This window comes from Thermithiobacillus tepidarius DSM 3134 (assembly GCF_000423825.1).
In the GTDB taxonomy this organism is placed as follows: domain Bacteria; phylum Pseudomonadota; class Gammaproteobacteria; order Acidithiobacillales; family Thermithiobacillaceae; genus Thermithiobacillus; species Thermithiobacillus tepidarius.
The window spans coordinates 244,629-268,846 of sequence record NZ_KE384096.1; the positions used below are offsets into that span (position 1 = coordinate 244,629).

At 66.7% G+C, this 24,218-nt stretch carries 28 protein-coding genes; 23 read left to right on the forward strand and 5 right to left on the reverse strand.

Annotation, left to right across the window (positions count from 1 at the left end):
• Nucleotides 1–2: 2 nt before the first annotated feature.
• From bioA to G579_RS0114415, 14 genes are all read left to right on the forward strand, one after another.
• On the forward strand, nt 3–1,424 hold the full coding sequence (bioA, locus tag G579_RS0114350; protein ID WP_230973858.1) for an adenosylmethionine--8-amino-7-oxononanoate transaminase: 1,422 nt from the start codon (nt 3–5) through the stop codon (nt 1,422–1,424).
• Nucleotides 1,425–1,435: 11 nt separating this feature from the next.
• A complete protein-coding gene (locus G579_RS0114355; RefSeq protein ID WP_028990722.1) occupies nt 1,436–1,900 on the forward strand; it encodes a CBS domain-containing protein in 465 nt (154 codons plus the stop codon).
• A complete protein-coding gene (tsaE, locus tag G579_RS0114360; protein WP_028990723.1) occupies nt 1,897–2,337 on the forward strand; it encodes a tRNA (adenosine(37)-N6)-threonylcarbamoyltransferase complex ATPase subunit type 1 TsaE in 441 nt (146 codons plus the stop codon). Before G579_RS0114355 ends, tsaE begins: the two co-directional genes overlap by 4 nt.
• 12 nt (nt 2,338–2,349) lie before the next feature.
• Complete coding sequence (locus tag G579_RS0114365) at nt 2,350–3,831, forward strand: N-acetylmuramoyl-L-alanine amidase (protein ID WP_028990724.1); 1,482 nt, start codon at nt 2,350–2,352, stop codon at nt 3,829–3,831.
• 31 nt (nt 3,832–3,862) lie between these two features.
• On the forward strand, nt 3,863–5,665 hold the full coding sequence (mutL, locus tag G579_RS0114370) for a DNA mismatch repair endonuclease MutL (RefSeq protein ID WP_028990725.1): 1,803 nt from the start codon (nt 3,863–3,865) through the stop codon (nt 5,663–5,665).
• A gap of 10 nt (nt 5,666–5,675) precedes the next feature.
• Complete coding sequence (gene miaA / locus G579_RS0114375) at nt 5,676–6,623, forward strand: tRNA (adenosine(37)-N6)-dimethylallyltransferase MiaA (RefSeq protein ID WP_028990726.1); 948 nt, start codon at nt 5,676–5,678, stop codon at nt 6,621–6,623.
• Nucleotides 6,624–6,794: 171 nt separating this feature from the next.
• The gene (gene hfq, locus G579_RS0114380) at nt 6,795–7,052 is read left to right on the forward strand and encodes an RNA chaperone Hfq (RefSeq protein WP_028990727.1); all 258 of its coding nucleotides are present in this window, start codon (nt 6,795–6,797) and stop codon (nt 7,050–7,052) included.
• Between the two features lie 3 nt (nt 7,053–7,055).
• Complete coding sequence (hflX, locus tag G579_RS17860; RefSeq protein WP_038020169.1) at nt 7,056–8,363, forward strand: ribosome rescue GTPase HflX; 1,308 nt, start codon at nt 7,056–7,058, stop codon at nt 8,361–8,363.
• Between the two features lie 265 nt (nt 8,364–8,628).
• Nucleotides 8,629–9,870, forward strand: coding sequence for an FtsH protease activity modulator HflK (hflK, locus tag G579_RS17865; RefSeq protein WP_081662826.1), 1,242 nt, complete (start codon nt 8,629–8,631; stop codon nt 9,868–9,870).
• 2 nt (nt 9,871–9,872) lie between these two features.
• Nucleotides 9,873–10,736: a protease modulator HflC gene (gene hflC, locus G579_RS0114395; protein ID WP_028990728.1), complete on the forward strand. Its 864-nt coding sequence runs from the start codon at nt 9,873–9,875 to the stop codon at nt 10,734–10,736.
• Nucleotides 10,737–10,742: 6 nt separating this feature from the next.
• Complete coding sequence (locus G579_RS0114400; RefSeq protein ID WP_028990729.1) at nt 10,743–10,928, forward strand: DUF2065 domain-containing protein; 186 nt, start codon at nt 10,743–10,745, stop codon at nt 10,926–10,928.
• Nucleotides 10,929–11,000: 72 nt separating this feature from the next.
• Nucleotides 11,001–12,194, forward strand: coding sequence for an ATP phosphoribosyltransferase regulatory subunit (locus G579_RS0114405; protein ID WP_028990730.1), 1,194 nt, complete (start codon nt 11,001–11,003; stop codon nt 12,192–12,194).
• A 66-nt stretch (nt 12,195–12,260) separates the two neighbouring features.
• Complete coding sequence (locus G579_RS0114410; RefSeq protein ID WP_028990731.1) at nt 12,261–13,550, forward strand: adenylosuccinate synthase; 1,290 nt, start codon at nt 12,261–12,263, stop codon at nt 13,548–13,550.
• An 88-nt stretch (nt 13,551–13,638) separates the two neighbouring features.
• Complete coding sequence (locus G579_RS0114415; RefSeq protein WP_028990732.1) at nt 13,639–14,394, forward strand: flagellar brake protein; 756 nt, start codon at nt 13,639–13,641, stop codon at nt 14,392–14,394.
• On the opposite strand, the gene fliW is transcribed toward G579_RS0114415, so the two are convergent.
• The 5 genes from fliW to flgA are packed head-to-tail and all read right to left on the reverse strand — an operon-like array spanning nt 14,389 to nt 16,711.
• Nucleotides 14,389–14,886: a flagellar assembly protein FliW gene (gene fliW / locus G579_RS17870; protein WP_051181736.1), complete on the reverse strand. Its 498-nt coding sequence runs from the start codon at nt 14,884–14,886 to the stop codon at nt 14,389–14,391. The genes G579_RS0114415 and fliW overlap by 6 nt on opposite strands.
• On the reverse strand, nt 14,879–15,118 hold the full coding sequence (csrA, locus tag G579_RS0114425; RefSeq protein ID WP_028990733.1) for a carbon storage regulator CsrA: 240 nt from the start codon (nt 15,116–15,118) through the stop codon (nt 14,879–14,881). Before csrA ends, fliW begins: the two co-directional genes overlap by 8 nt.
• A 2-nt stretch (nt 15,119–15,120) precedes the next feature.
• On the reverse strand, nt 15,121–15,651 hold the full coding sequence (locus G579_RS18425) for a flagella synthesis protein FlgN (RefSeq protein ID WP_028990734.1): 531 nt from the start codon (nt 15,649–15,651) through the stop codon (nt 15,121–15,123).
• A 7-nt stretch (nt 15,652–15,658) separates the two neighbouring features.
• Nucleotides 15,659–15,952: a flagellar biosynthesis anti-sigma factor FlgM gene (flgM, locus tag G579_RS17880; protein WP_051181737.1), complete on the reverse strand. Its 294-nt coding sequence runs from the start codon at nt 15,950–15,952 to the stop codon at nt 15,659–15,661.
• A gap of 60 nt (nt 15,953–16,012) precedes the next feature.
• Nucleotides 16,013–16,711, reverse strand: coding sequence for a flagellar basal body P-ring formation chaperone FlgA (flgA, locus tag G579_RS17885; RefSeq protein ID WP_051181739.1), 699 nt, complete (start codon nt 16,709–16,711; stop codon nt 16,013–16,015).
• Nucleotides 16,712–17,120: 409 nt separating this feature from the next.
• Between flgA and flgB the strand changes: the two genes are divergently transcribed.
• The 9 genes from flgB to flgJ are packed head-to-tail and all read left to right on the forward strand — an operon-like array spanning nt 17,121 to nt 24,186.
• A complete protein-coding gene (flgB, locus tag G579_RS0114445; RefSeq protein ID WP_028990735.1) occupies nt 17,121–17,525 on the forward strand; it encodes a flagellar basal body rod protein FlgB in 405 nt (134 codons plus the stop codon).
• Between the two features lie 2 nt (nt 17,526–17,527).
• Nucleotides 17,528–17,941, forward strand: a complete 414-nt coding sequence (flgC, locus tag G579_RS0114450) for a flagellar basal body rod protein FlgC (protein ID WP_028990736.1) — start codon at nt 17,528–17,530, stop codon at nt 17,939–17,941.
• 11 nt (nt 17,942–17,952) lie between these two features.
• Nucleotides 17,953–18,630: a flagellar hook assembly protein FlgD gene (locus G579_RS0114455; protein ID WP_028990737.1), complete on the forward strand. Its 678-nt coding sequence runs from the start codon at nt 17,953–17,955 to the stop codon at nt 18,628–18,630.
• A gap of 13 nt (nt 18,631–18,643) precedes the next feature.
• Nucleotides 18,644–19,885: a flagellar hook protein FlgE gene (flgE, locus tag G579_RS0114460; protein WP_028990738.1), complete on the forward strand. Its 1,242-nt coding sequence runs from the start codon at nt 18,644–18,646 to the stop codon at nt 19,883–19,885.
• Nucleotides 19,886–19,916: 31 nt separating this feature from the next.
• Nucleotides 19,917–20,657, forward strand: a complete 741-nt coding sequence (flgF, locus tag G579_RS0114465) for a flagellar basal-body rod protein FlgF (protein ID WP_028990739.1) — start codon at nt 19,917–19,919, stop codon at nt 20,655–20,657.
• 13 nt (nt 20,658–20,670) lie between these two features.
• A complete protein-coding gene (flgG, locus tag G579_RS0114470) occupies nt 20,671–21,456 on the forward strand; it encodes a flagellar basal-body rod protein FlgG (RefSeq protein WP_028990740.1) in 786 nt (261 codons plus the stop codon).
• Nucleotides 21,457–21,464: 8 nt separating this feature from the next.
• Nucleotides 21,465–22,160: a flagellar basal body L-ring protein FlgH gene (locus G579_RS0114475; RefSeq protein WP_211218760.1), complete on the forward strand. Its 696-nt coding sequence runs from the start codon at nt 21,465–21,467 to the stop codon at nt 22,158–22,160.
• An 8-nt stretch (nt 22,161–22,168) separates the two neighbouring features.
• Complete coding sequence (locus G579_RS0114480; RefSeq protein WP_028990742.1) at nt 22,169–23,269, forward strand: flagellar basal body P-ring protein FlgI; 1,101 nt, start codon at nt 22,169–22,171, stop codon at nt 23,267–23,269.
• Nucleotides 23,269–24,186 carry a flagellar assembly peptidoglycan hydrolase FlgJ gene (flgJ, locus tag G579_RS0114485; RefSeq protein ID WP_028990743.1) on the forward strand — a complete coding sequence of 306 codons (918 nt, stop codon included), beginning with the start codon at nt 23,269–23,271 and terminating at the stop codon, nt 24,184–24,186. The genes G579_RS0114480 and flgJ overlap by 1 nt, the downstream gene beginning before the upstream one ends.
• The last annotated feature ends 32 nt before the right edge of the window (nt 24,187–24,218 follow it).

The following is a 24,218-nucleotide window of genomic DNA, read 5'->3' on the forward strand; positions in this document are numbered from 1 at the left end:
GCGTGACACAAGAACATCAACCCGCTTCGGCAATGCAGCCGGCGGACGCGTCCTGGGACAAAGAGCAACTGGCCGCCTGGGACAAGCGCTACTTCTGGCATCCCTTCACCCAGATGCAGGTCTATGCCCGCGAGGACAACGTGATCTTCGCGCGCGGCGCGGGCAACTACCTTTACGACCTGGACGGCAAGGCCTATCTGGATGCCATATCCAGCCTCTGGTGCAATGTGCACGGCCACCGTCATCCGCGCTTGGATGCCGCCCTGCAGGCGCAAATGGGGCGGGTGGCGCACAGCACCACCCTGGGTGCCAGCAACCCGCCGGCCATCCTGCTCGCCAAACGTCTGGCAGAACTCGCCCCGGCGGGACTGGAGCGGGTGTTCTATTCGGAAGACGGTGCCGAGGCGGTGGAAATCGCCGTCAAGATGGCCTTCCACTTCTGGCGCAACAGCGGCAGGCCGGAGAAGCGGCGCTTCCTGACCCTGGACAACGCCTATCACGGCGACACGGTGGGCGCGGTGTCGGTGGGCGGCATGGATCTTTTCCACAACGTCTATCAGGATCTGCTCTTCCATGCCGACCGCCTGCCCAGCCCCTATGGCCTGGCCCGCGCCCTGTTCGGCGCGCGCGACTGGGACCAGCCGGCGGCCACGGCGGCCTGGCTGCAGCGCCTGGAAGAGATGTTGCGCGAGCGCGGCGGGGAGATCGCCGCCCTGGTCATGGAAAGCGGCATTCAGGGCGCGGCCGGCCTGCTGCCCTTTCCCAAGGGCATCCTGGCGGGCGCGCGGGCGCTGTGCGATCGCCATGACGTACTGCTCATTCTTGACGAAGTGGCCACCGGCTTCGGCCGTACCGGACGTCTCTTCGCCTGCGAGCACGAAGCGGTCCGCCCGGATCTGATGGCGCTGGGCAAGGGCCTGTCCGGCGGCTATCTGCCGCTGGCCGCCACCCTGACGACGCAGCGGATCTACGACGCCTTCCTCGGCGAATTCGGCGAGACGCGGCAGTTCTATCACGGCCATACCTTCACCGGCAACCCGCTGGCCTGCGCAGTGGCATTGGAGAATCTGCAGATTTTCGAGGACGAACAGATCCTCGAGCGGCTGGCGGGCAGGATCCGGCATCTGCATGATGGCTTGGCAGCGTTCTGGCAGCACCCCCACGTCGGCGCGGTGCGCCAGTTCGGTCTCATGGTCGGCATCGAGGTGGTGGCGGACAAGTCGACGGGGAGCGCCTACCCCTATGGCGAGCGGGTGGAGTATGCCATCAGCCGTGCCGCCATCGAGCGCGGCGTCTATACTCGTCCTTTGGGGGACACTCTCGTGCTCATGCCGCCTTTGAGCATCACCGCCGAGGAAATCGACCGCATTCTGGCCACTCTGGCCGAGGCCCTGGACGCAGTGACCTCGGCGCCCCGCACTTGAAGGAGACAATTATGGCAGTAGCCCGCGACATCATGACCGCCCAGGTAGTCAGCGTAAAGACGGACGACAGCGTCGATGCCGTTGCCGAGGTGCTGTTGCGCGTTGGGCATCACAGCGTGCCGGTCGTCGACGGCGCCGGCAGGGTGCAGGGCATGATCAGCCAGGAGGATCTCATCGATGCCACGCGCAAGGTGCATCTGCCGACGGTGATCACCATCCTCGACAGCTTCATTCCGCTGGGTGGCTACAAGGAGTTTGCCGATGACCTGCGCAAATCCACCGCCACCACGGCGCAGCAGCTCGCCAGCGTCAACCTGGTGTATGCCGAAGCGGACGAGGACGTGGATTCGGTGGCGGAGAAGCTGTCCCAAAGCCACGTGCATGCCTTGCCCGTGGTGGACCACGACAAGCGCCTGCTCGGCATCATCACCCGTTCCGACGTCCTGCGGGCCCTGCTGGGCAAAACGAAGCCTTGAGAAGCTGGGAGATTGCCACGGCCGAGGACATGCGCCGCTGGGGCGAAGCGCTGGGGCGGCGCATCGTCGATGGCGGCCTGATCTACCTGAGCGGCGACCTGGGGGCGGGCAAGACCACCCTCGCCGGTGGCATCCTGACGGGTCATGGTTTCACGGGGCGCAGCAAGAGCCCGACCTACACGTTGGTCGAGCCCTACGAGACGGCGCGGGGGCCGGTATACCACTTCGATCTGTATCGCCTGAGCGATCCGGAGGAACTGGACATGCTGGGCTTCCGTGACTATCTTAACGCCCGGGCTTTGTGCCTGATCGAATGGCCGGAACGGGCCGCCGGCGCGCTGCCCGCGCCGGATCTGCATTTGCAATTGGATGCGCGCGCGGATGCCCATCGCGTGTCCCTGCTGCACGCCAGCGCCAGGGGGGCCGGCTGGCTCTAGGGAGGAAAACGGATGAAACAGCAACTATACCTCCTTTTTCTTCTGCTTTTGTTCACCTTCGCCATGACGGCACAGGATGCGGTGGCTGCGGTCGACATGCAGCGCGCCCGCTTCTGGGAGGCCCCGGACAAGGCGCGGCTAGTCTTCGATCTGGCCGATGCCGTGCGCTTTTCCGTGCAGGAGAGCGACGATCAGGTGATCCTCACCGTCAAAGATGCGACTTTCGCGGCAGATCTGCCGCTCATCGGCGCGGGCAACAAGTACGTGCGTGCCCTGCGCCGCCTGCCCGGCCCCGGCGATGTGGTTAGCGTCGCCATTGATACCCTGGTGCCCCTGGACGGCTCCGCCTTTCTGCTGCGCCCGACCGGGCCCTACGGTCATCGCCTGGTGCTGGATCTGAAGCCGCGCGAAACGGCACCCAGTGCGGCGCCGGCCGGCAAGACCGAAGGCGAGGTGCCGGCCGGTTCCGAGAAGACCGGGGTGGACATGAGCAGCGACCAGAAGGCGCGCGAAGCCGCCATCAAGGCCTTGCTGGGAGACTTGGAGCAGGACAAGCCGGCACCGTCCTACTCCACTATCAATGCCGGCCGCCCCTGGCTGATCGCCATCGATGCCGGCCATGGCGGCGAGGACCCGGGCGCCATCGGCCCCAACGGCGCCTATGAAAAAAACGTGACCCTGGCCATTGCCCGGGCATTGGCGCGGCGTATCGCCCAAACACCCGGCATGCGCCCCTTCCTGACCCGGGACGGCGATTATTTCGTGACCCTCTGGGACCGCACCAAAAAGGCGCGCCGCGTCGGCGCGGATCTCTTCATCTCCATCCACGCGGACGCCGCCGTCAACGCCTCTGCCCGCGGCGCCAGCGTCTATACACTGTCACGCAAGGGTGCCAGCGATCAGGCCGCCGCCATGCTGGCCAACAAGGAAAACCAGGCCGACCTGGTGGGCGGCGTCAAGATCGCCGACAAGGACAACGTCCTGGCCTCGGTGCTGCTGGATTTGTCGCAGACCGCCACCATCAACGACAGTCAGGGCCTGGCCACCAGCGTGCTGGGGCAGTTGGGACAGATCTCCCATCTGCACCGGAGCCGCTTCGGCGAAGCCGGCTTTGTGGTGTTGAAGTCGCCGGACGTGCCTTCCGTCCTGGTGGAGACCGGCTTCATCACCAACCCGGACGAGGAGCAGCTGCTGACCAACCCGGCTTATCAGGAGCAGATCGCCGAAGCCATCTTCCTCGGCATCGGCCAATACATGGCGCGCCACGGCCGGGCCCTGCCGCTGCCGGCGGCGAGCCGCCTGGCCAAGGCCGAGGGGCCGCGCCTGCAGGCGGCCGGCCCGAGTGAGCGGGATGTCCGGACGCACCGGGTGCGGGTGGGTGAGACCCTGTCCAGCATCGCCCGCCTGTACTCGGTGAGCATCGCCAAGCTGCAGGAAGTGAATGCCCTGCGAACCGATCAGGTGATGGCTGGTCAAAAATTGCTTGTCCCTTGAGCCGAGTCGGCTAACCGCCGCGCCTGCACCCATGTCCGCTTCCCGCATCCATCTGCTACCCTCGCAGCTGATCAACCAGATCGCCGCCGGCGAGGTGGTGGAACGCCCCGCGTCCGTGCTGAAGGAGTTGTTGGAAAACAGCCTGGATGCCGGTGCCGATCAGGTGGAGATCTGGGCCGAGGAGGGCGGGCTGCGCCTGATTCGCGTGCGCGACAACGGCCACGGCATCGACCCTGAGGACGTGCCCCTGTGCCTGGCCCGCCATGCCACCAGCAAGATCCGCCAGGCCGACGACCTGGAGCGCATCAGCAGCTACGGCTTTCGCGGCGAGGCGCTGCCGGCCATCGCTTCGGTGTCCCGCCTGCGGCTTGCCACCCGCAGCGAGGCCAGCCTGGAAGGGCGGCAGATCACGGCTCAGGGCGGCGACATCGCGCCGGCGGCGCCCGCGGCCCATCCCGTGGGGACCACCATCGAGGTGGCCGATCTGTTCTTCAACACTCCCGCGCGCCGCAAGTTCCTCAAAGGCGAGCGCACCGAGTTCTTCCATCTGCAGGAAGTGGTGCGCAGCGCCGCCCTGAGCCGCTTTGACGTGGCTTTCCGCCTGCAGCACGGCGAGCGCGTCCAGCTCAAATTCGCCGCGGCCACCGACGAGGCAGCACGTCACCGGCGCGTGGCCGAGATCCTGGGCGCCGGCTTCCTGGAGGAATCCCTGTATCTGGAGCACGCGGATCTCGGCTTGCGCCTCCACGGCTGGGTCGGTTTGCCAACCTTCAACCGGGCCAACAGCGGTGCCCAGTACTTCTTCGTCAACGGCCGTCCGGTGCGCGACAAGGTGGTCGGCCACGCCGTGCGCCAAGCCTTTGCCGACGTGCTGTTCAAGGGCCGCCACCCTGCCTTCGTCCTTTGCCTGGAACTGGACCCGGCGGCGGTGGACGTCAACGTGCATCCCACCAAGCACGAGGTGCGCTTCCGCGATGCCCGCCTGGTGCATGATTTTCTGTTCCGCACGCTGCACGACGCGCTGGGGGACTACCGTCCCGTCCCGGCGCAGGGCGCCGCCGCGGCGGTGGCGCCCCCGCCGGTTGCCGCCGCATCCACGGTTTCCAGCGGCTCCGTCCCGGTCCGGGCGCCGGCCTCTGTCCAGAGCAGCTTGGCGCTGCAGGAGGACAGCAGCAGCTATTGGACCACCATGGTGGCGCCGGCGATGCAGGAAATTCCGGCCGCGGCGACCGCACCCGCGCCAGATGCGCCGGTCCATCCTTTGGGCCACGCCGTGGCCCAGCTGCATGAGCGCTTCATCCTGGCGCAGAATGCCGCTGGGGTGGTGCTGGTGGATCAGCATGCGGCGCACGAACGGGTCATTTACGAAGAGCTCAAGGCGGCCTTGGGCACCGGGCAGGCCAGTCAGCACCTGCTGATTCCCGTGCGGGTGCAGCTGACGCCCGAGCAGATGGCCCTATGGGAGGCACACCAGGCGCTCTTTGCCGAGGCCGGCTTCGACTGCACGCCGCTGGGTCCGACCAGCCTCGCCGTGCGCAGCGTCCCGCGCCTGCTGCAGGGGCGTGATCTGGGCGCCCTCTTCGAAGAGATGCTGGCGGACCTGCGCGAGTTCGGCGACAGCCGCCAGGCCCAGGATCTGCTCAACGGCCTGGTGGCCAACATCGCCTGCCGCGCGGCCGTCAAGACCAATCATCGCCTGACGCTGGCGGAAATGGACGCGCTCCTGCGCCAGATCGAAAGCACGCCGCGCGCCGGCCAGTGCAATCACGGCCGGCCCACTTACGTGCAGCTCAGCCTGGAGGAGCTGGATCGCCTCTTTCTGCGCGGCCGCTGAGGGCCATGTGATGGCCGAGCAAAGCGCTTACCCCGCCGTTTTCCTGATGGGACCGACCGCCAGCGGCAAAACCGACCTGGCCGTCGCCCTGGCGGCCCGCCTGCCGGTGGATCTCATCAGCGTGGATTCCGCTCTGGTGTATCGCCGGATGGACATCGGCACCGCCAAGCCCGCTCCCGAGCTCCTGGCGCAGTATCCCCATGCCCTGATCGACATTCGCGATCCGGATCAAAGCTACTGCGCCGGCGATTTCCGCCGCGATGCGCTGGACTGCCTGGCCGCGAGCCGCGCGCGGGGTCGCCTGCCGGTGTTGGTGGGCGGCACCGGGCTCTACTTCCGCGCGCTGGAACAGGGGCTGGCCGAGATCCCCGAGGTCGATCCAGCGCTGCGGGCGGTGCTCGACGCCGAAGGTCGGCATCTGGGCTGGCCGGCGCTGCACCGGCAGCTCAGTGCGATCGACCCGCTGGCCGCAGCGCGCATTCATCCCAACGACAGCCAGCGCATCCAGCGGGCGCTGGCGGTCTTCCGGTCGACGGGACGCACCCTGAGCCAGTGGCAGGCCCTGCAAGGCCGCCAAGCGCAGGAATACCGCTTTCTGAAGCTGGTGCTGGCGCCGCCCCGCGAGCTGCTGTACCAGCGCATTGCCGAGCGCTTCGCGGCCATGCTGCGGGCGGGTTTCGTGGATGAAGTGGCTGCCTTGCGGCACCAGGGTTACGGTCCTGAACTTCCCGCCATGCGCGCGGTCGGATACCGGCAGTTGTTGCCCTACGTGAGCGGGGAAACGACCCTCGAGCTGGCCAGCGCGGCGGCCGTGCAGGCAACCCGCCAGCTGGCCAAGCGGCAGCTGACCTGGCTGCGGGGCGAAACGGCAAGCCACCTCTTGCCGGTCGCCGAGGGTGGCCAGCCGCTGGCTGCGGCCTTGTCCCTGATCGAAGCTTGCTGGCAACGCAAGCACTAGTCCGCCGGCGCAGCCATAGGCCTTTTAGTGGAATAGGGAAAAAAATTAAAATCTGCTAGACTTTCATACTGCTAGAACCATGCACTAGGTCGGACAACGTAGGCTTGCATCAGAGCGTCGGCTTGGCAGCGGCAATTAGCCAAATAATATAAACGAGGAGATGACCTACAAATGGCTACTAAAGGACAGGTCCTGCAGGATCCTTTTCTGAACCTACTTCGTCGAGAACATGTTGCGGTATCCATTTACCTGGTCAACGGAATCAAACTGCAAGGCTACATCGAATCCTTCGATCAGTTCGTGGTGCTGCTGCGCAATTCCGTGAGCCAGATGGTCTACAAACACGCCATTTCCACGGTGGTCCCGAGTCGCGACGTGCGGCTGCCCATGCCCAGCGAAGGGGAGCGGTCGAGCGGCAGCGAGGAGTAAGGATTGTTTGACAGGCCCCAGGCCGGCAACCGTGCCGTACTCGTCCACATTGCCCTGAGCAGCCAGCGCGAAGAGCAGGAGGATGTCGAGGAGCTGCGCCAGCTGAGCCTCAGCGCCGGGGCGGAGATCGTGGGCGAGGTGACCGGCAGTCGCAGCCACCCGGATCCGGGCCTGTTCATCGGTTCGGGCAAGGTCGCGGAAATCCGCGCGCTGGTGCAGGAACAGCAGGCGGACTTGGTGATCTTCAATCACGCCCTCAGCCCGGTGCAGGAACGCAATCTGGAGCGCGAGTTGTCGTGCCGGGTCCTGGATCGCGTGGGGCTGATTCTCGACATTTTCGCCAGCCGCGCCCATACCCACGAGGGCCAGCTGCAGGTGGAGCTGGCGCAGCTCGAGCACCTGCGCACGCGTCTGGTGCGCGGCTGGACCCATCTGGAGCGCCAGCGCGGCGGCATCGGCCTGCGCGGTCCGGGTGAAACCCAGCTCGAACTGGATCGCCGCATGCTGGGGCAGCGCATTCGCACCCTCAAGCAGCGCCTGGAAAAGGTGCGGGCCGGGCGGGCGTTGCGCCGCCGGGCCCGGCAGCGGGCGCCCATCACCACGGTCTCCCTGGTGGGCTACACCAATGCCGGCAAGTCCACCCTGTTCAATCGCCTCACCCAGGCGCAAGTCCTGGCGGCAGATCAACTCTTCGCCACGCTTGATCCCACCATGCGGCGCCTGAGCCTGCCCAGCGGCATGCACGTCGTGCTGACGGACACGGTGGGCTTCGTGCGCCATTTGCCCCACCAGCTGGTGGCCGCCTTCCGCGCCACCTTGGAAGAGGTGGCGGCGGCGGATCTGCTGGTGCACGTGGTGGATGCCGCCAATCCCGAGCACGCGGCGCAAATGGAGCAGGTGGCGGCGGTGCTGCGGGAAATCGGCGCCGACGAGATTCCGTGCATCACCGTCTTCAACAAGATCGATTGCCTGGACCGCGGGCCGGCCGTGTTGCACAATGCCGACGGCCTGCCGGAGCGGGTCTGGCTGTCCGCGCATACCGGTGACGGCATTCCTATGCTGCTGGAAGCGCTGGATCGGCAGCTGGGCGCCGAACGCGTCCGTTTGCGGGTCCACCTGACGCCGGGAGAGGGCCGCTGGCGTGCCCGCCTGCACGAGCACGGTCAAGTCCTGCAGGAGGATCCGGATGAGCAGGGGGGCTGGTCCATGGCGGTGGAGCTGGATCCGGCCACTTGGGGGCGCTTTCGGCAACAGGGCCTGCGCGCCCAGCGCTTGGAGAGGGAAGGGGAATTTATCTCCAGCCGCACTTAGTGCCCTGTTGCCCGCGACAGGGCGGCAATTCATAAAAACGATGACACAGAAGCGGCGCTTGCGACGGGCTTGCTGCGCCGAAATTTTGACGTGCGCACAATCCCGGGCCGCCGCAGCGTCGCCCCCACAGCCTTTGCTTTACCAGAAAACTGCTTTGCCCCGCCCGGCGGGCGCATGACGCGATGATTGCCAGGCCAGGCTCGGCAACATAAAATGCATGGTTTCGCCTTCGAGCACTCGCGAGGAGCCAGAAAAGGAGCTTTTAATGCCTTGGAGCGACCCGGATAAGGGTAACGAACCCAATCCTTGGGGACGGCGTACCCCGCCCAAACCCAGTACGGATCTGAATGCGCTGCTCGAAAAGCTGCGCCGCCAGATCTCCGGCCTCTTTGGCAAGCGGGGTGGGGGCGGAGGTGGCGGGGAAGGTCCCAGGCTGAGCAGCGGCCTGCCTTATCTGGGGGGCATCCTGGTCGTCCTCTGGCTTGCCTCCGGCATCTACGTGGTGGGCCCCGACGAGCAGGGCGTGGTTCTGCGCTTCGGCGCCCATGTCGCGACCGAGCCGCCTGGCCTGCACTATCATTTTCCGTACCCCATCGAAGAGGTGTACACGCCCAAGGTCACCGAGGTGCGCCGCATCGAAATCGGCTACCGCAGCATGGGACAGACCCGGCGCAAGATGCCGACCGAGGGGCTGATGCTGACCCAGGATGAGAACATCGTGGACATCAGCTTCGCCGTCCAGTATCGCATCAGCGACCCGGCCCAGTATCTCTTCAATGCCCGCAATCCCGAGTCGGTGGTGCGCCAGGTGGCGGAATCATCGATCCGCGAGGTGGTCGGGCGCAGCAAGATCGACGACGTGCTGACCGAGGGCCGTGCGGTGATCGAACAGCGGGTGCAGGCCCTGATGCAACGCATTCTCGATCAGTACAAGCTGGGTCTGATGGTGGACGCAGTGCGCCTGCAGGAAGTCCATCCGCCGGAGCCCGTCCTGCCGGCCTTCCTCGACGTGGTGAGCGCCCGCGAAGATTTGGAGCGGGCCCGCAACGAGGCCGAAGCCTACGCCAATGACGTGATTCCGCGGGCGCGCGGCCAGGCGGCACGCCTGGTCGAAGAGGCCGAGGGCTATCGGCAGCGCACCATCGACCAAGCCTTGGGCGATGCCTCCCGCTTCAAGCAGATCCTGAGCGAGTACCGGCAGGCGCCCGGCGTCACCCGCGAGCGGTTGTACCTGGAGAGCATGGAAGAAATCCTGCGCAACGCCAACAAGGTCATTGTGGACAGCAAGCGGGGCAACAACGTGTTCTACCTGCCCCTGGACAAGCTGAGCCGGGAGCAGGAGCGCGCCACCGCCGGACAGAAGGCGGAACCGGCGCCGCGCAGCGAGAGCGCGCCGCAGGGCACGTCCGCCAACCGGGCCCTGAACAGCATCGAGGGGCAGGGGGCTGCATCCGGAGCGGGCGGGCAGACACCCGCCTTCGGCGCCGCCAGGCAGGGGGAGAGATAGTCATGAATACCCGACTCGGCTTCATTTTGATCGCGCTCGCTCTCGTCGGGCTGGTGCTGAGTTCCGCGCTCTTCGCCGTGCGCGAGACCCAGCAGGCCCTGGTGCTGCAGTTCGGCCGTCCGGTGGAGACCATCAAGAGCCCCGGCTTGCACGTCAAAACCCCCTTCGTGCAGAACGTGCTCTACTTTGATGACCGCCTGCTGAACTACAATGCCCAGCCCGAATCCTACCTGACCATCGAGAAGAAATCGGTGGTGGTGGACTCCTTTGCCGAGTGGCGCATCATTGATCCGTTGCGCTTTTACACGACGGTGCGCAACGTGGACAATGCCAATGCCCGGCTGGCGGATCTGATCCGCTCGGGGTTGCGGGCCGAGTTCGGGCGGCGCACCATCGAGCAGGTCGTCAGCGGCGACCGGCGCGTCCTGATGGACAGCCTCATCAGGACCGTCGACCGGCGTGCCCGCGAATTCGGCATCAACGTCATCGACGTGCGCGTCATGCGGGTGGATCTGCCGGCGGAAGTCAGCCAGGCGGTGTACCGGCGCATGGAGGCGGAGCGCTCGCGCGAAGCCAAGGAGTATCGTTCCCGCGGCGCGGAGATTTCCGAGCAGATCCGTTCGGACGCCGATCGCCAGCGCACGGTGCTGCTGGCCGAGGCCTACCGCAAGGCGGAAGAGATCAAGGGGCAGGGCGACGCCCAGGCGGCGCGCATCTACGCCGAGGCCTTCGGCCGCGACCCGCAGTTCTTCTCGTTGTATCGGCGCCTGCAGGCCTACCGCCAAAGCATCGGCAAGGATGATACCCTGGTGCTCGATCCCAACGACGAGTTTTTCAGGAATTTCCTGCGCGGTGCCGGCAAGTAGGACGCAGTGGAGCTGCTGATCAAGGCGCTGGCTCTGATGCTGGTGCTGGAGGGCGCACCCTATTTTCTCCATCCTGCCGGCATGCGCCAAGCCTTGCTGCTGCTGGCCGAGCAGACCTCGGACCGCCAGTTGCGCCTGCTCGGCCTGACAAGCATGCTGCTCGGGGTGGTGCTGCTCCACCTCCTGGGCTGAGGGGGCAGGTAGGCGATCGCGGCCCGGCGCCGCTCGCCGTGATCACATTTTCTCCATTCTGAAGGGTTGCCTATGTCCCAGAATCCCCGACCCTGGCTCCTGCCCAGCGGTTTTGAAGACATCCTGCCGGCCCGTGCCGAGCGTCTGGAGGCGTTGCGGCGCGAGCTGCTCGATCTCTACCGCTGCTGGGGCTACCAACAGGTCATCCCGCCGCTGGTGGAGCACCTGGAGACCCTGCTGACCGGGGTGGGGCAGGAGCTGGAGCTGCAGACGCTCAAGCTGGTGGACCAGGAAACGGGGCGCATGCTGGGCCTGCGTTCGGATCTGACGCCGCAGGTGGCGCGCATCGACGCTCACCGCTTCCATGCCGACGTGCCCAACCGCCTCTGCTATGCGGGCACGGTGCTGCGCGCCACGGCGGATCACTATGGCGGCAGCCGTGCCCCGTTCCAAGTCGGCGCGGAGCTCTTCGGCGTGGACAGCGCCAGCGCCGATGCGGAGGTGGCTACGCTCATGATCGAGAGCCTGCGGCGGGCAGGCGTCCGCGACCTGGTCTTGGATCTGGGCCACGTGGGCGTGTTTCGTGCCTTGCTGGGGGATGTCCCCCTGAGCCCGGCCGGCGAGACGCTGCTCTACCGCGCCATGCAGCGCAGGGCGGTGGGAGACGTGCGCGAGGCGTTGCAGGCACTGGCGGCACCCGGCGCCGTGCAGGAGCAGATAGTGGCCCTGCTCCAGCTCAGCGGCGAACGGTCGGCGCTTGACGAGGCCCGGCGCCTGTTGCCGGACGCCCCCGCGCCCGTGCAGGAAGGCCTGCAGCGCCTGGGCTACATCCACGACCAGTTGGCGGCCCGCTTTGCCGGGCTGCGCATCCAGATCGATCTGGCTGAGCTGCGCGGATACCGGTATCATACCGGGCCGATCTTCTCCGCTTACACGCCCGGCAGCGGCACGGCGCTGGCCAGCGGCGGCCGCTACAACGACATCGGCGCCGCCTTCGGCCGCGGGCGCCCGGCGACCGGCTTCAGCCTGGATCTCAAGCAGCTCATCGCGCCGCAGCAAAGTTCGCTGCTCGAGCGCATCTGGGCGCCCGGCGGCAGCGATCCGGCCCTCGCAACGGCCATTGCGGATCTGCGCCGGGCCGGCCGGGTCGTCATCCAGTCGGTCAACGCTTCGACGACGGACGATGTGGCGGAGGCCCGGGCGCTCGCCTGCCAACACATGCTGGCGCCGCAGGACGGGCGCTGGCAGGTGGTGGCGCTGCCGTAAGGCAGCGGCGACAGCGCTGGCGCGCCTTACGGAGCAATACTTTACATCGTTTCAGGTCAGGAACTTATGAGCAAAAACGTGGTGGTAATCGGGACCCAGTGGGGCGACGAGGGCAAGGGCAAGATCGTCGACTGGCTGACGGAGCGTTGCGATGCGGTGGTGCGCTTCCAAGGCGGTCACAATGCGGGGCACACCCTGGTCATCGAGGGCAAGAAGACCGTGCTGCACCTGATCCCGTCCGGCATCCTGCGTCCCGGCGTCGAGTGCGTCATCGGCAATGGCGTGGTATTGGATCCGCAGGCGCTCATCAAGGAACTGGACATGCTCAAGGCGGCGGGTGTGGACGCCGAGGCGCGGCTGCGCATTTCCGACGCCTGTCCGCTCATCCTGCCCTATCACCGTGAACTGGATCTTGCCCGCGAGCGCGCCAAGGGCGAGGCCAAAATCGGCACCACCGGACGCGGCATCGGGCCGGCCTACGAGGACAAGGTGGCTCGCCGTGCCATCCGCGTGAGCGACATCTTCTTCCGGGAGCGCTTCGCCGCCAAGCTGGCCGAGGTCCTCGATTATCACAATTTCGTCCTGGAGCACTACTTCAAGGCGCCGCGCCTGGACTTTCAGCAGATCTTCGACCAGACCCTGGCCCTGAGCGAGCGCCTGGCGCCGATGGTGACCAATGTGCCCGCCCGCCTGCACCAGTTGTCCCAGCAGGGCGCCACCATCCTCTTCGAGGGCGCGCAAGGCACTTTGCTGGATGTCGATCACGGCACCTATCCCTTCGTGACCTCTTCCAATACCATCGCCGGCGCCGCCTGCACCGGCAGCGGGGTGGGGCCGGGGCAGCTGCGCTACGTGCTGGGCATCACCAAGGCCTATACCACGCGCGTGGGCTCGGGACCGTTTCCCACCGAGCTCTTCGATGACACCGGCGCCTACCTGGCCGAGCGCGGCGCCGAGTTCGGCTCCACCACGGGTCGGGCGCGGCGCTGCGGCTGGTTCGACGCCGTCGCCCTGCGGGCCGCATGCCAGCTGAACGGCGTGTCCGGCTTGTGCATCACCAAGCTGGACGTGCTCGACGGTTTGGCCAGCATCCGTCTGGGGGTCGGCTACCGTTGCGACGGGGTGGAGAAGCAGGAGCTGCCGGTCGGCGCCGAGGCAGTCTCCGTATGCGAGCCCATCTACGAGGAGATGCCGGGCTGGAGCGAAAGCACCCAAGGGGTGCGCTCCTGGGACGAGCTGCCGGACAACGCCCGCGCCTATCTGCGGCGCATCGAGGAGCTGACCGGCTTCCCCATCGCCATGATCTCCACCGGGCCCGACCGCGACGAGACCATCGTGTTGCGGCCGCTGTTCTAAGGCAGGCTGCAGGCCTCGGCTGCATCCACCAACGGCACGCAAATTGCTCACAGGAAGGCATCGAATCGGCGGGCTTTAGGCGTTCACAGTGACTCAGACGAGCTTTGGCGAGAGCTTCTTCACGGAAGACCACCTGGTCAGGGATGGCGCGCAAATCCGGGCCATCCTGCAGGACATGGCCGCAGAGCGGGCGGTTCTGAGCGTGCAGGTCGCGCCGCTCGGCGGGGCCGGCTTCAATTCCTCCATCGTGGAGGTCAACCCGGCGGGCAAGTTCTTTCTCATGGACGAGCTGGTGCCCGCTGCCGGCAACCAGCAGCTTCGCGCCAGCAAGCGCCTGCGCATCCTCGGGCGGGCCAAGGGCATTGCCACCGCCTTCGACGCGCAAGTCGAAGCGCTCGTCCGTGACCGCTACGGCGAGGTGTACAAGATCCCGTTTCCGGGCAAGCTCTACCAGATGCAGCGCCGCGAGCACTTTCGGGTGCCGCCCAGCGCGCACGAGCCGGTGCCCGTGCGCTTGCTGCCGGTTTCCGGCCGGCTGCTGGCGGGTGAGCTCTTCGACATCAGTCTCGGTGGTCTGGGCCTGCTGCTGAAAGGGGAGGCAACGGGAGTGCTGGCGCGCGGCGACAACTTGCGCTGCCAGTTCACCCTGCCCGAGGAGCCGCCTATCGAGGTGGAGGTGGAAATCTGCTCGCTGCTCAACGTGCGCACGCGCAACGACGCCAGCCTGCTGCGCATCGGCTGCCGCTTTCTCAAACCTGCCCCGGCCGCACGCGCAGCCATCCAGCGCTACGTCATCCAACGCGACCGCGAGATCCTGCGCCAGTCCCGCCTGGACAAGCTATGACGCGCCGCCAGCCGGCGCCAGCACCATGCACGGCAGTTCCGCCGTGCCGCCACTCTCCTGATCCAGCTCCCCAGCGGCCGCCAGCACGCCATCCCTGACCTGGCCGGCATCGATCACCCACTGGCCGAAACTGCGCTGGGCCGCATCGAACCAGAGCGGACCGAGCTTGTGGGCGCGGATGGATTCGCTCGCATTTTCCGGCAGAATGACCATCACCAGCAGGCGCAGTTGCTCCACCGCCAGTTTCTGCTGGCGGGCGCACTCGGCCAAATCATAGTGCAGGCCGAAGTAACGCGGTTCGGTCAGCACGAAAGCCAAACCCGGTTCTTCCAGCGATTGCAGCCAGAGAAAAGGACGATAGTCCGGCACGTCCAGCAGGATGAACTGACGCAGATCCTCGAAGCCCAGAATGGGGGACAGGCACTGCAGCTGTTTCGAGGCATCCGGGTGGAGCGGACCGAAGCGGGTAGTGATCGTGGTGCTGTTATTCATGCGGCGTCTTGGCATCCCGTTTCAGCATGGCGGCCAATTGGCCCAGGTCGACGCTCTGGGCAGCGCGGTTGTCGCGCCGGACCGCATCGTAGATTTCTTCACGCAGGATGGGCAGTTCGGTGGGGCTCTCGATGCCGATGCGGACCTGGTTGCTGTCGATCCGGGTGATGACGATGCGAATCTGGTCGCCGATGCGGATTGCTTCACCCCGTTTGCGCGTCAGGATCAGCACGGTCAGACTTTGCCCAGGGACCGGTGGGCGCTGACGGGCGCGCTTTGCCCATGGGGATCGTAGAGGCGGGTCTTGCTCATGCCATCGCCGCACAGCACGTCCAGGGCGCCGCGGACGTGCTGGAGCGCGAGTTCGACCATGTAGCCGTTTTCCTGGTTGAGGGCGCGGACCCGGCGGGCATGGTCGAGCAACGCTTCCCAGCGCGAACGCAGCAGCTGCTGCTCGGCGGGAAAATGATCGAGGACGGCCTGCACATCCTCGGTGGAGCTTGTGCCGGTCAGCCTGCGGATCAGCTGCCGGCGCTCGTCTTCCGCGTGCGCCACGGCTCGCAGCAGCTCGGCTTTCTGTGTGGACAGGGAGGGCAGGGCATCGCTGTTGCCGGCCTGCAGGACTTCGCGCTCCTGTTGCAGGAGGGCGGCCAGGGCGCCCAGCAGTTCCGTCTCGCGCTCGAGCGCCTGCACCAGCACGGTGGCCTGGGCGTGGTTTTCGGTACCGTGCGCCGCGGCAGTGTCGTGGGCGGTCGGAGCGGACATGAGCGGGTCAGTCTGCCTGGGCGATGCGGGTGTAGGCCAGGATCTTCTGGGCAACGGCGCCGGCATCCACTTGGTACTGGCCGCTGGCGAGGGCGGCCTTGATCTCGCTTACCCGTTGCTGATCGACCGGCGCCTGGGTCTGCGCCTGCAAGGCGCGCGCGGCGGCGGACAGTTGCACCTGGTCTTCCCGCTGGCTGGCGGCAAGCTTGGCCGCCGCTTGGCCGGCAGCGCTGTTTCGGTTCTCGCCGAGGGCTTGGGTGCCGCTTTGCAGCGGATGGAGATTGTTGTTGTCGACTTTCATGTGCCCGCTCCTTTTCGTATGGTTTACGGCACGTTTCGCTGAAACTTTAGAATATTCTTTTTAAAAGGGAATCCGCAACTCGCCGTTCTCCTGCACCAGACCGCGCACGACGACGCCGGATCTGCTGTTGCGGGCGGCGATGTACTGTCCGGCCTTGCCGTTTTGCAGCGCGACGCCCTCCGCGGTCAGGCGCAGCCCCTTGCTCTCCGCCACCAGGGCCACGGCCTGGCCCTGGTGGATCGCATCCTGCAGCTTGAGCATGTCCCGGCGCAGCGCGACGCCCGCCGCCACGCTGGTATTCAATTCCTGTCCGATTGCCTGCTCCTCGCTGGCCAGGGTGCCGGCGGGCGCGGCGCTCACATCCCTTTCCGCGACGACGAGATCCCCCGGCGTGAGGCGCTGTCCCGCCGCCAAGGGCCGGCTCGCCACCAGCACCGGGGCCAGCAGCTGCAGCCTGACGGGAACGTATACGGTCCACTGGCTTGGGGCGCGGCATTGGACGGTGACGGTTTGGGCCGTGCGGGCAGTGCCGCTGCCCAGGGTGGCGAGGTGCAGGTCCCGGCATTGGGGCAGGCGCAGCCGGGAGTCGAGCGGCGCGGCCTGGATGCGCAGCCGCCCGGGCGCGGCCGTGCTCTGGCTGCGCACGTAATCCTCGACGCGCTGCAGCAAATCCGCGTGGCTGTGCCAGGTCGCCGCGCCGGCCGCCGGGCTCGCCGCCCATAGCATCCCGATCAGCAGCGCCAGACTCCGGGTATGCATACTGTATCCCTCCTCTCGATCCATTTGCGGATGCAAAACACATGCCCTTTGCCTGCTGGCGCGCAGGTTGCTCAAGCATCGCGTGCGGTGCGGCGCTTCCCCTGGGAGCTTGTCGTCGCGGAGTCAAAAAAATGACAACGTCGCCATGGCGACGCAGTTTGCAGGCGAGCATGGCAGCCGCATCCGGGCACTCGCCAGGCTGGCGTTCGCGGGCTGTCACGGCGCGTGCCGCAGCCGCCGCCGGAATCCGCGGCAACCCTGCCGCAGCGGCAAGGCGTTGCCGCCGTGTGCTGCCGCCGTCCTGTCGGTGTTTTGAATGTGTTTTCAGATTCAGCTACTTGCTGTTGGCGCGCGAGTGGCACGATCCCTGCATTGGGGATGGCGGGTAGACAGCTTCGAGGTTCGGCTCATGAAGAACGGTTTGGATGACGCGTTGCGCTTTTACGATACGGCTCTCAGTCTGCGCACTTACCGGCAGCAACTGCTGGCCGCCAATATCACCAATGCGGACACGCCCAATTACAAGGCGGTGGACCTGGACTTCGCCCGGGCCCTGCGCGCGGCCCAGGCAGGGCAGGGCGGCAACGTAAATTTGACGGTGGATCACCCGCGACACCTGCAGGCCGCCCATTTCAACCCGCTGGGGACGCAGGCCATGTTCCGGCGCGACAGTCAGGTGGGCATCGACGGCAACAGCGTCAATCTGGATGAGGAGCAGAGCAAGTTTGCCGAAAACGCCATCCAGTATCAGGCGGGCATCACCTTCCTGAGCGGGAAGATCAAGTCCCTGCTCACGGCCATTCGAGGAGAATAAGCATGTCCCTGTTCAAGGTCTTCGATGTGGCGGGCACCGGCATGACGGCCCAGACCCATCGTCTGAACGTGGTATCCAGCAACCTGGCCAATGCCGACAGCGCGACCAGCTCCACCGGCCAGACTTATCGTGCCCGCGAGGTGGTCTTTGCCGCGCAGCCGCTGCAGGGCGGCGCACCGGCCGGCGTGGCCGGCGTGAGCGTGGCCGGCGTGGTGGAGGATCAGGCACCGCTGCGCCGGGTCTACGATCCCGGCAATCCGGTGGCCGACGCGCAGGGCTACGTGACCTATCCGAACGTGAATCCGGTCGAGGAGATGGTCAACATGATTTCCGCTTCGCGCTCCTACCAGGCCAACGCGGACGTGATGAACGCGGCCAAGCTGATGCTGCTGAAGACTTTGACCATCGGACAGTGAGGGAGGCCGCCATGAGCACCGCCGGCGTCAACAACAATGCAAATGCTTTCTCGGGCTTGGCCAATGGCGCCGGCGCGGGCAGTCCCAAGGCCCAGACGCTCGGCCAGGACGAGTTCTTCAAGCTGCTGACCACCCAGCTGAGCAATCAGAATCCGCTGAATCCCATGGACAACGGCGAATTCATCGCCCAGATGGCGCAGTTCAGCACCGCCACCGGCGTGCAGCAGATGCAGGCCGAGATGGCTCGCCTGGGCGAGGCCTTGAGCGCGGGCCAGAATCTGCAGGCGGCCGGGTTGATGGGACACCGGGTGGTGATTCCGGGCAATCAGATCAATCTGGACGGGACCGGCGCGGCGAGCGCGGGCTTCATCCTGGCGGAGCCGGCGGAGGTGGTCGTGGTGTCCGTCAAGGATCAGAGCGGGCAGGTGGTCAAGACCCTGAACCTGAACGCGCAGGCGGCGGGCACGCACAGCTTCGACTGGGACGGCAGCGCCGACCGGGGCGGCACGGTGCCGCCGGGCGACTACACCTTTGCCGTGCAGGCCCTGCGCGGCGGCAAGCCGGTCGACGCGGAGGCGCTCAGCGTGGGCAAGGTGCAGAGCGTGTTGATGACCCAGCAGGGCGTGCAACTGGAGCTGGGAGGCAATCTCGGCAACGTGGCCCTGGGCCAAATCCAACGAATCATGTAGGGGGGAACAGCATATGTCTTTGCGCACCGGCTTGAGCGGCCTGAACGCGGCAGCAACGGATCTGAACGTGATCGGCAACAACGTTTCCAATGCCAACACGGTCGGTTTCAAGAAGTCCAACGCCCACTTCGCCGACGCCTATGCGGCGGCGATCGCCAACACGGCGCCCACCAAGGGCCAGGTCGGCATCGGCACCCAAGTGTCCCGCATCGCGGCGGAGTTCACCCAGGGCAACATCGACGTCACCAACAACCCGCTGGACGTGGCCATCAACGGCGGCGGCTTCTTCCGCATGAACGACAACGGCACCGTGGTCTACAGCCGCAACGGCCAGTTCAGCGTGGACAAGGACGGCTACATCGTCAACGACGGCAACGCCAGGCTGACCGGCTATCAGGTGGCGAACGGAGCCGTGACCGGCGCCTTGGGCGATCTGCGCATCGACACCGCGGACATTGCGCCCACCAGCACCGCCAATCTGGTGGCCGGCCTGAATCTGCCGGCCGCGGCGCCCGCGCTCAACCCGGCGGCATTCAATGCCAATGATCCGAGCACCTACAATCATGCCACCTCGGTCACCGCCTACGACAGTCTGGGCGTATCCCATCTGGTGACCATGTATTTCATCAAGGACAGCACCAGCGCGACCACGCCGCCGGCCTGGCAGGTGATGTATCAGATGGATGACGGCAACAGCGCGACCACGCCCAGCTCCGGCGCCTTGACCACGCTGAACTTCACCAGCGCCGGCACCATCAGCGGGGCCGCTTCCGGCACGCTGAACATCACCGCCTGGAACAGCGGGGCAACGCCCGGCACCCTGTCCTTCGACTTCAGTAGCAGCTCTCTGTATGACGCGCCTTTCAGCGTCAATACCCTGACGGCCGACGGCAATGCCAGCGGCCGCCTGACGGGCCTGAATATCGGTGCCGACGGCAGCATCTTCGGGCGCTACAGCAACGGCCAGTCGCGGGTGATGGGACAGGTGGCGCTGACCAACTTCAGCAATCCCAACGGCCTGCAGGCCATCGGCCACAATCTGTGGGCGGCGACCTACCAGTCGGGTGATCCCCTGACCGGCGCGCCGGGCAGTTCCAGCCTGGGCCTCCTGCAATCGGGCGCCGTGGAGGCTTCCAACGTGGACCTCACCGAGGAACTGGTCAACATGATCACCGCCCAGCGCACTTATCAGGCCAACGCCCAGACCATCAAGACCGAAGACCAGCTGCTGCAGACGCTGCTGACGCTGCGCTGACGGTCCGGCTGGAAGCGGTTAGGGAGGCAGCATGGATCGACTCATATACGTAGCCATGACCGGCGCCAAGGAATTGATGCAGCGTCAGGCGATTGGCGCCAACAACCTGGCGAACGTCAACACCACCGGCTTTCGCGCCGATCAGGCGGTCACCCGGGCCTTGCCGGTCTTCAATCTCAACCAGCCCACCCGGGCCTACGCGGTGACCGAGGGCGTCACCGCCGACTTCTCGCAGGGACCGCTGCAGAGCACCGGGCGGGAGCTGGACGTGGCGGTCAAGGGCCCGGGCTGGCTCGCGGTGCAGGCGCAGGACGGCCAGGAGGCCTACACCCGCAACGGCAATCTGTTCATCAGTCCGACCGGCGTGCTGCAGACGGCGGACGGCCATCCCGTGCTGGGCAACAACGGGCTCATCAATCTGCCGCCCCTGCAGTCGGTCAGCATCGGCGCCGACGGCACGGTCTCGGGCGTGCCCCAGGGCCAGCCGGCCACGGCGCGGGTGGTCTTCGACCGCATCAAGCTCGTGAATCCGCCGGAACAATCCTTGCAAAAAGGCGGTGACGGCCTGTTCCGCGGCAACAACGGGCCTGCGCCGGCGGATGCCAGGGTCAGCCTGGCGATCGGCTCGCTGGAGGCCAGCAACGTCAATCCGGTGCAGGCCATGGTGGATATGATCAGCATGGCGCGCCAGTTCGAAACGCAGATCAAGATCATTCAGACGGCGCAGCAGGATTCCCGCCAGGCGGCGCAGATCCTGAACCTGTCGGCGTAAAGGAGAGGGCAGCATGATTCGTTCCCTGTGGATTGCCAAGACCGGCCTCGACGCCCAGCAGCATCAGATGGACGTCATTTCCAACAACCTGGCCAACGTGAACACCACCGGCTTCAAGCGGGCGCGCGCGGTGTTCGAGGATCTGCTCTACCAGAACGTGCGCCAGGCCGGCTCCCAGAGCAGCCAGCAGACGATGTTGCCGTCAGGCCTGCAGATGGGCACCGGCGTGCGCACGGTGGCCACGGAGAAGATCCACACCCAGGGCAATCTGACCCAGACCGGCAACAGCCTGGATCTCGCCATCAACGGCAACGGTTTCTTCCAGGTGCTCATGCCCGACGGCACCTTGGCCTATTCCCGCGACGGCAGCTTCCAGATCGACAGCCAGGGCCAGCTGGTGACCGCCAGCGGCTATCCGGTGCAGCCGGCCATCACCCTGCCGGCCAATGTGCTGAGCGTGTCGGTGGGCACGGACGGCACGGTATCGGTGACCCAGCCCGGCACCGCCGCGCCGGTGCAGGTGGGCAGCCTGCAACTGGCAACCTTCGTCAATCCGGCGGGCCTGCAGAGCATCGGCGACAACCTGTATCAGGAGACCGGCGCCTCCGGGGCGCCCGCCACCAACCAGCCGGGCACCAACGGCACCGGCGTCATCAACCAGGGCTATCTGGAAACCAGCAACGTGAACGTGGTGGAGGAAATGGTCAACATGATCACCACCCAGCGCGCCTACGAGATCAACTCCAAGGCGGTGCACACGGCGGACCAGATGCTGCAGTACGTGAACAACAACCTGTGATGACCGCCATGCGCCCCCTCCTTGTCCGCGGCCTGGCGCTGACCTGCCTGGCCGGTCTCGGGGCCTGCGCCAGCGCACCCAAGGGCGCAGTGGAGCCGCTCGCCTTTCCGGCGCTGCCGGCGGCGCCGGCAGCGGCGCCCGCCAACGGCGCCATCTACCAGGCCGACAACAGCCTGGCGCTCTTCGAGGACCGGCGCGCGCGGCGGGTGGGCGACGTGATCACCATCAACATCGTGGAAAAGGCCGCCGCCAACAAGCAGGCCTCCACCAGCGTCGGCCGCGGCAGCAGCGTGGACGACAAGATCTCGGCGCTATTCGGCTTGCCGCTGACCACCCCCGTGCTGCCGCTGGCCGGCCGCAGCCTCAACGCCGACCTGTCCGCCTCCAGCAGCAACAAGTTCGAGGGCAAGGGCAGCAGCGCGCAGAGCAACAGCTTCATCGGCACGATCACGGCCACGGTGGTGCAGGTGCAGGCCAACGGCAATCTGGTGGTCAGCGGCGAGAAGCGGGTGCGCATCAACCAGGGCGAGGAGTACATCCGCCTGGCGGGCGTGGTGCGACCGGAGAGCATCGCGGCGGACAACTCGGTGCTGTCCACCCAGGTGGCCAATGCACGCATCGAATACCGGGGCAGCGGCAGCATCGACGAGGCCCAGCGCATGGGCTGGCTGCAGCGCTTCTTCATGAACGTCTGGCCCTTCTAGGAGTAAACATGCGAAAGGCCTGGATCTTTGCCGCCGTCCTCCTGGGCATGCTGCCGCTGCCCGCGCAGGCGGAGCGCATCAAGGACATCGCCACCCTGCAGGGCGTGCGCAGCAACCAGCTCATCGGCTACGGCCTGGTGGTCGGCCTGGACGGCACCGGCGACCAGACCACGCAGACGCCCTTCACCGTGCAGAGCCTGAAGAACATGCTGACCCAGCTCGGCGTCAATCTGCCGGCGGGCACCACCCTGCAGCTCAAGAACGTGGCGGCGGTCACCGTGACCGCCAACCTGCCGCCCTTCGCGCGGCCCGGCCAGACCATCGACGTCACCGTGTCGTCCATGGGCAACGCCAACAGCCTGCGCGGCGGCACGCTGCTGCTGACCCCGCTCAAGGGCGCCAACGGCCAGGTCTACGCCATGGCCCAGGGCTCCCTGATCGTGGGCGGCTATGGCGCCGCTGGCGCCGGCGCCAGCGTGCAGGTCAACAGCACGCGCGTGGCGCGCATTCCCAACGGCGCGACCGTGGAGCAGGCCGTGCCCACCCAACTGGGCCAGGGCGACATGCTCAACCTTGACCTGAACAGCCCGGATTTCACCACCGCCAATCGCGTGTCCCAGGCCATCAACGCGCATTTCGGGCCGGACACGGCCCAGGCGCTCAATGCCGGCCAGATCCAGGTGCGGGCGCCGCTGGCGCCCGGCGAGCGCGTCAACTTCATCGCCGCCCTGGAAAACCTCACCCTCACGACCGGCGAGCCGGTGGCCAAGGTCATCATCGACGCGCGCAGCGGCACCGTCGTGCTCGGCCAAAACGTGCGCCTGCGCCCCGCCGCCGTGGCCCACGGCAATCTGTCGGTCACCATCAGCGAGCGGCCGCAGGTGAGCCAGCCCAACCCCTTCGGCCGCGGCCAGACGGTGGTGACGCCGGGCACCTCCATCGCCACCAAGGAGGAAAAGGGCCGGCTCATGCTGTTCCCGGCGGGCGTGACCCTGGAAACGGTGGTACGCGCCCTCAACGCGGTCGGCGCCACGCCCACCGATCTCGTCGCCATCCTGCAGGCCATGAAGCTGGCCGGCGCACTGCAGGCCGAACTGGAGGTGGTGTGATGGCGGACCGCCTGCTGACGGGCAGCGCCGGGCTGAAAGCCCAGGAGGCCCGTTCGGCGTTGGACTTCCAAGGGCTCAAGCAGCTTCAGGCCAGCGCCCAGCGCAATGATCCGCAAGCCCTGCGCAAGGCCGCGCAACAGTTCGAGGCGCTCTTTACCCAGCAGATGCTGAAGAGCATGCGCCAGACCACGCCCGGCGACAGCTTGACCGGCAGCGAGGAGGGACAGCTCTATCGCGACATGCTCGACCAGCAACTGGCCCAGAACCTGGCCCAGGGCCGCGGCTTCGGGCTGGCAGACATGCTGGTGCGCCATCTGAGCCGGCAATCGGCGGGAGCCGCCGCCCAGCCGGTTGCCGAAGCGCGGCCGGACGAGCTGCGCCGGGCGCCGGCCGCTGCTGGCAGTTCCAGCGTCGCGCCGGCGGCCGGCGAAGCGCGGTCCGAAGCCTTCATTCGCGCCATCCTGCCCGCCGCCAAGGAGGCGGCGCGGGCCCTGGGCGTCAACCCGGTGGCGGTGTTGGCCCATGCCGCCCTGGAAACCGGCTGGGGCAAGAACATGCCGCTGGACGGCAACGGCCGGCCGAGCTTCAACCTCTTCGGCATCAAGGCCGCGGGCTGGGATGGAGAGCGGGTGCAGGCGCGCACCACCGAATTCGTGAACGGCTTGGCGCGCGCGGAGCAGGCCGCTTTCCGCGCTTATCGCAGCGTGACAGAGAGCGTGCAGGACTATGCACGCTTTTTGCTTGGCAACAAGCGCTACCAGGGCGTCATGGGGCATGGCGACGACATCGCCGGCTTCGCCCGGGCGCTTCAGCGGGCCGGCTACGCGACCGACCCCGACTACGCGGGCAAGCTGGCGGCCACCGCCGCCGGCAGGAAGATGCGGGACACCCTGGCGAGCCTGGGGCTGTCGCTCTGAACGACGGTGCGGCCTACGAAGAACGAGACGCG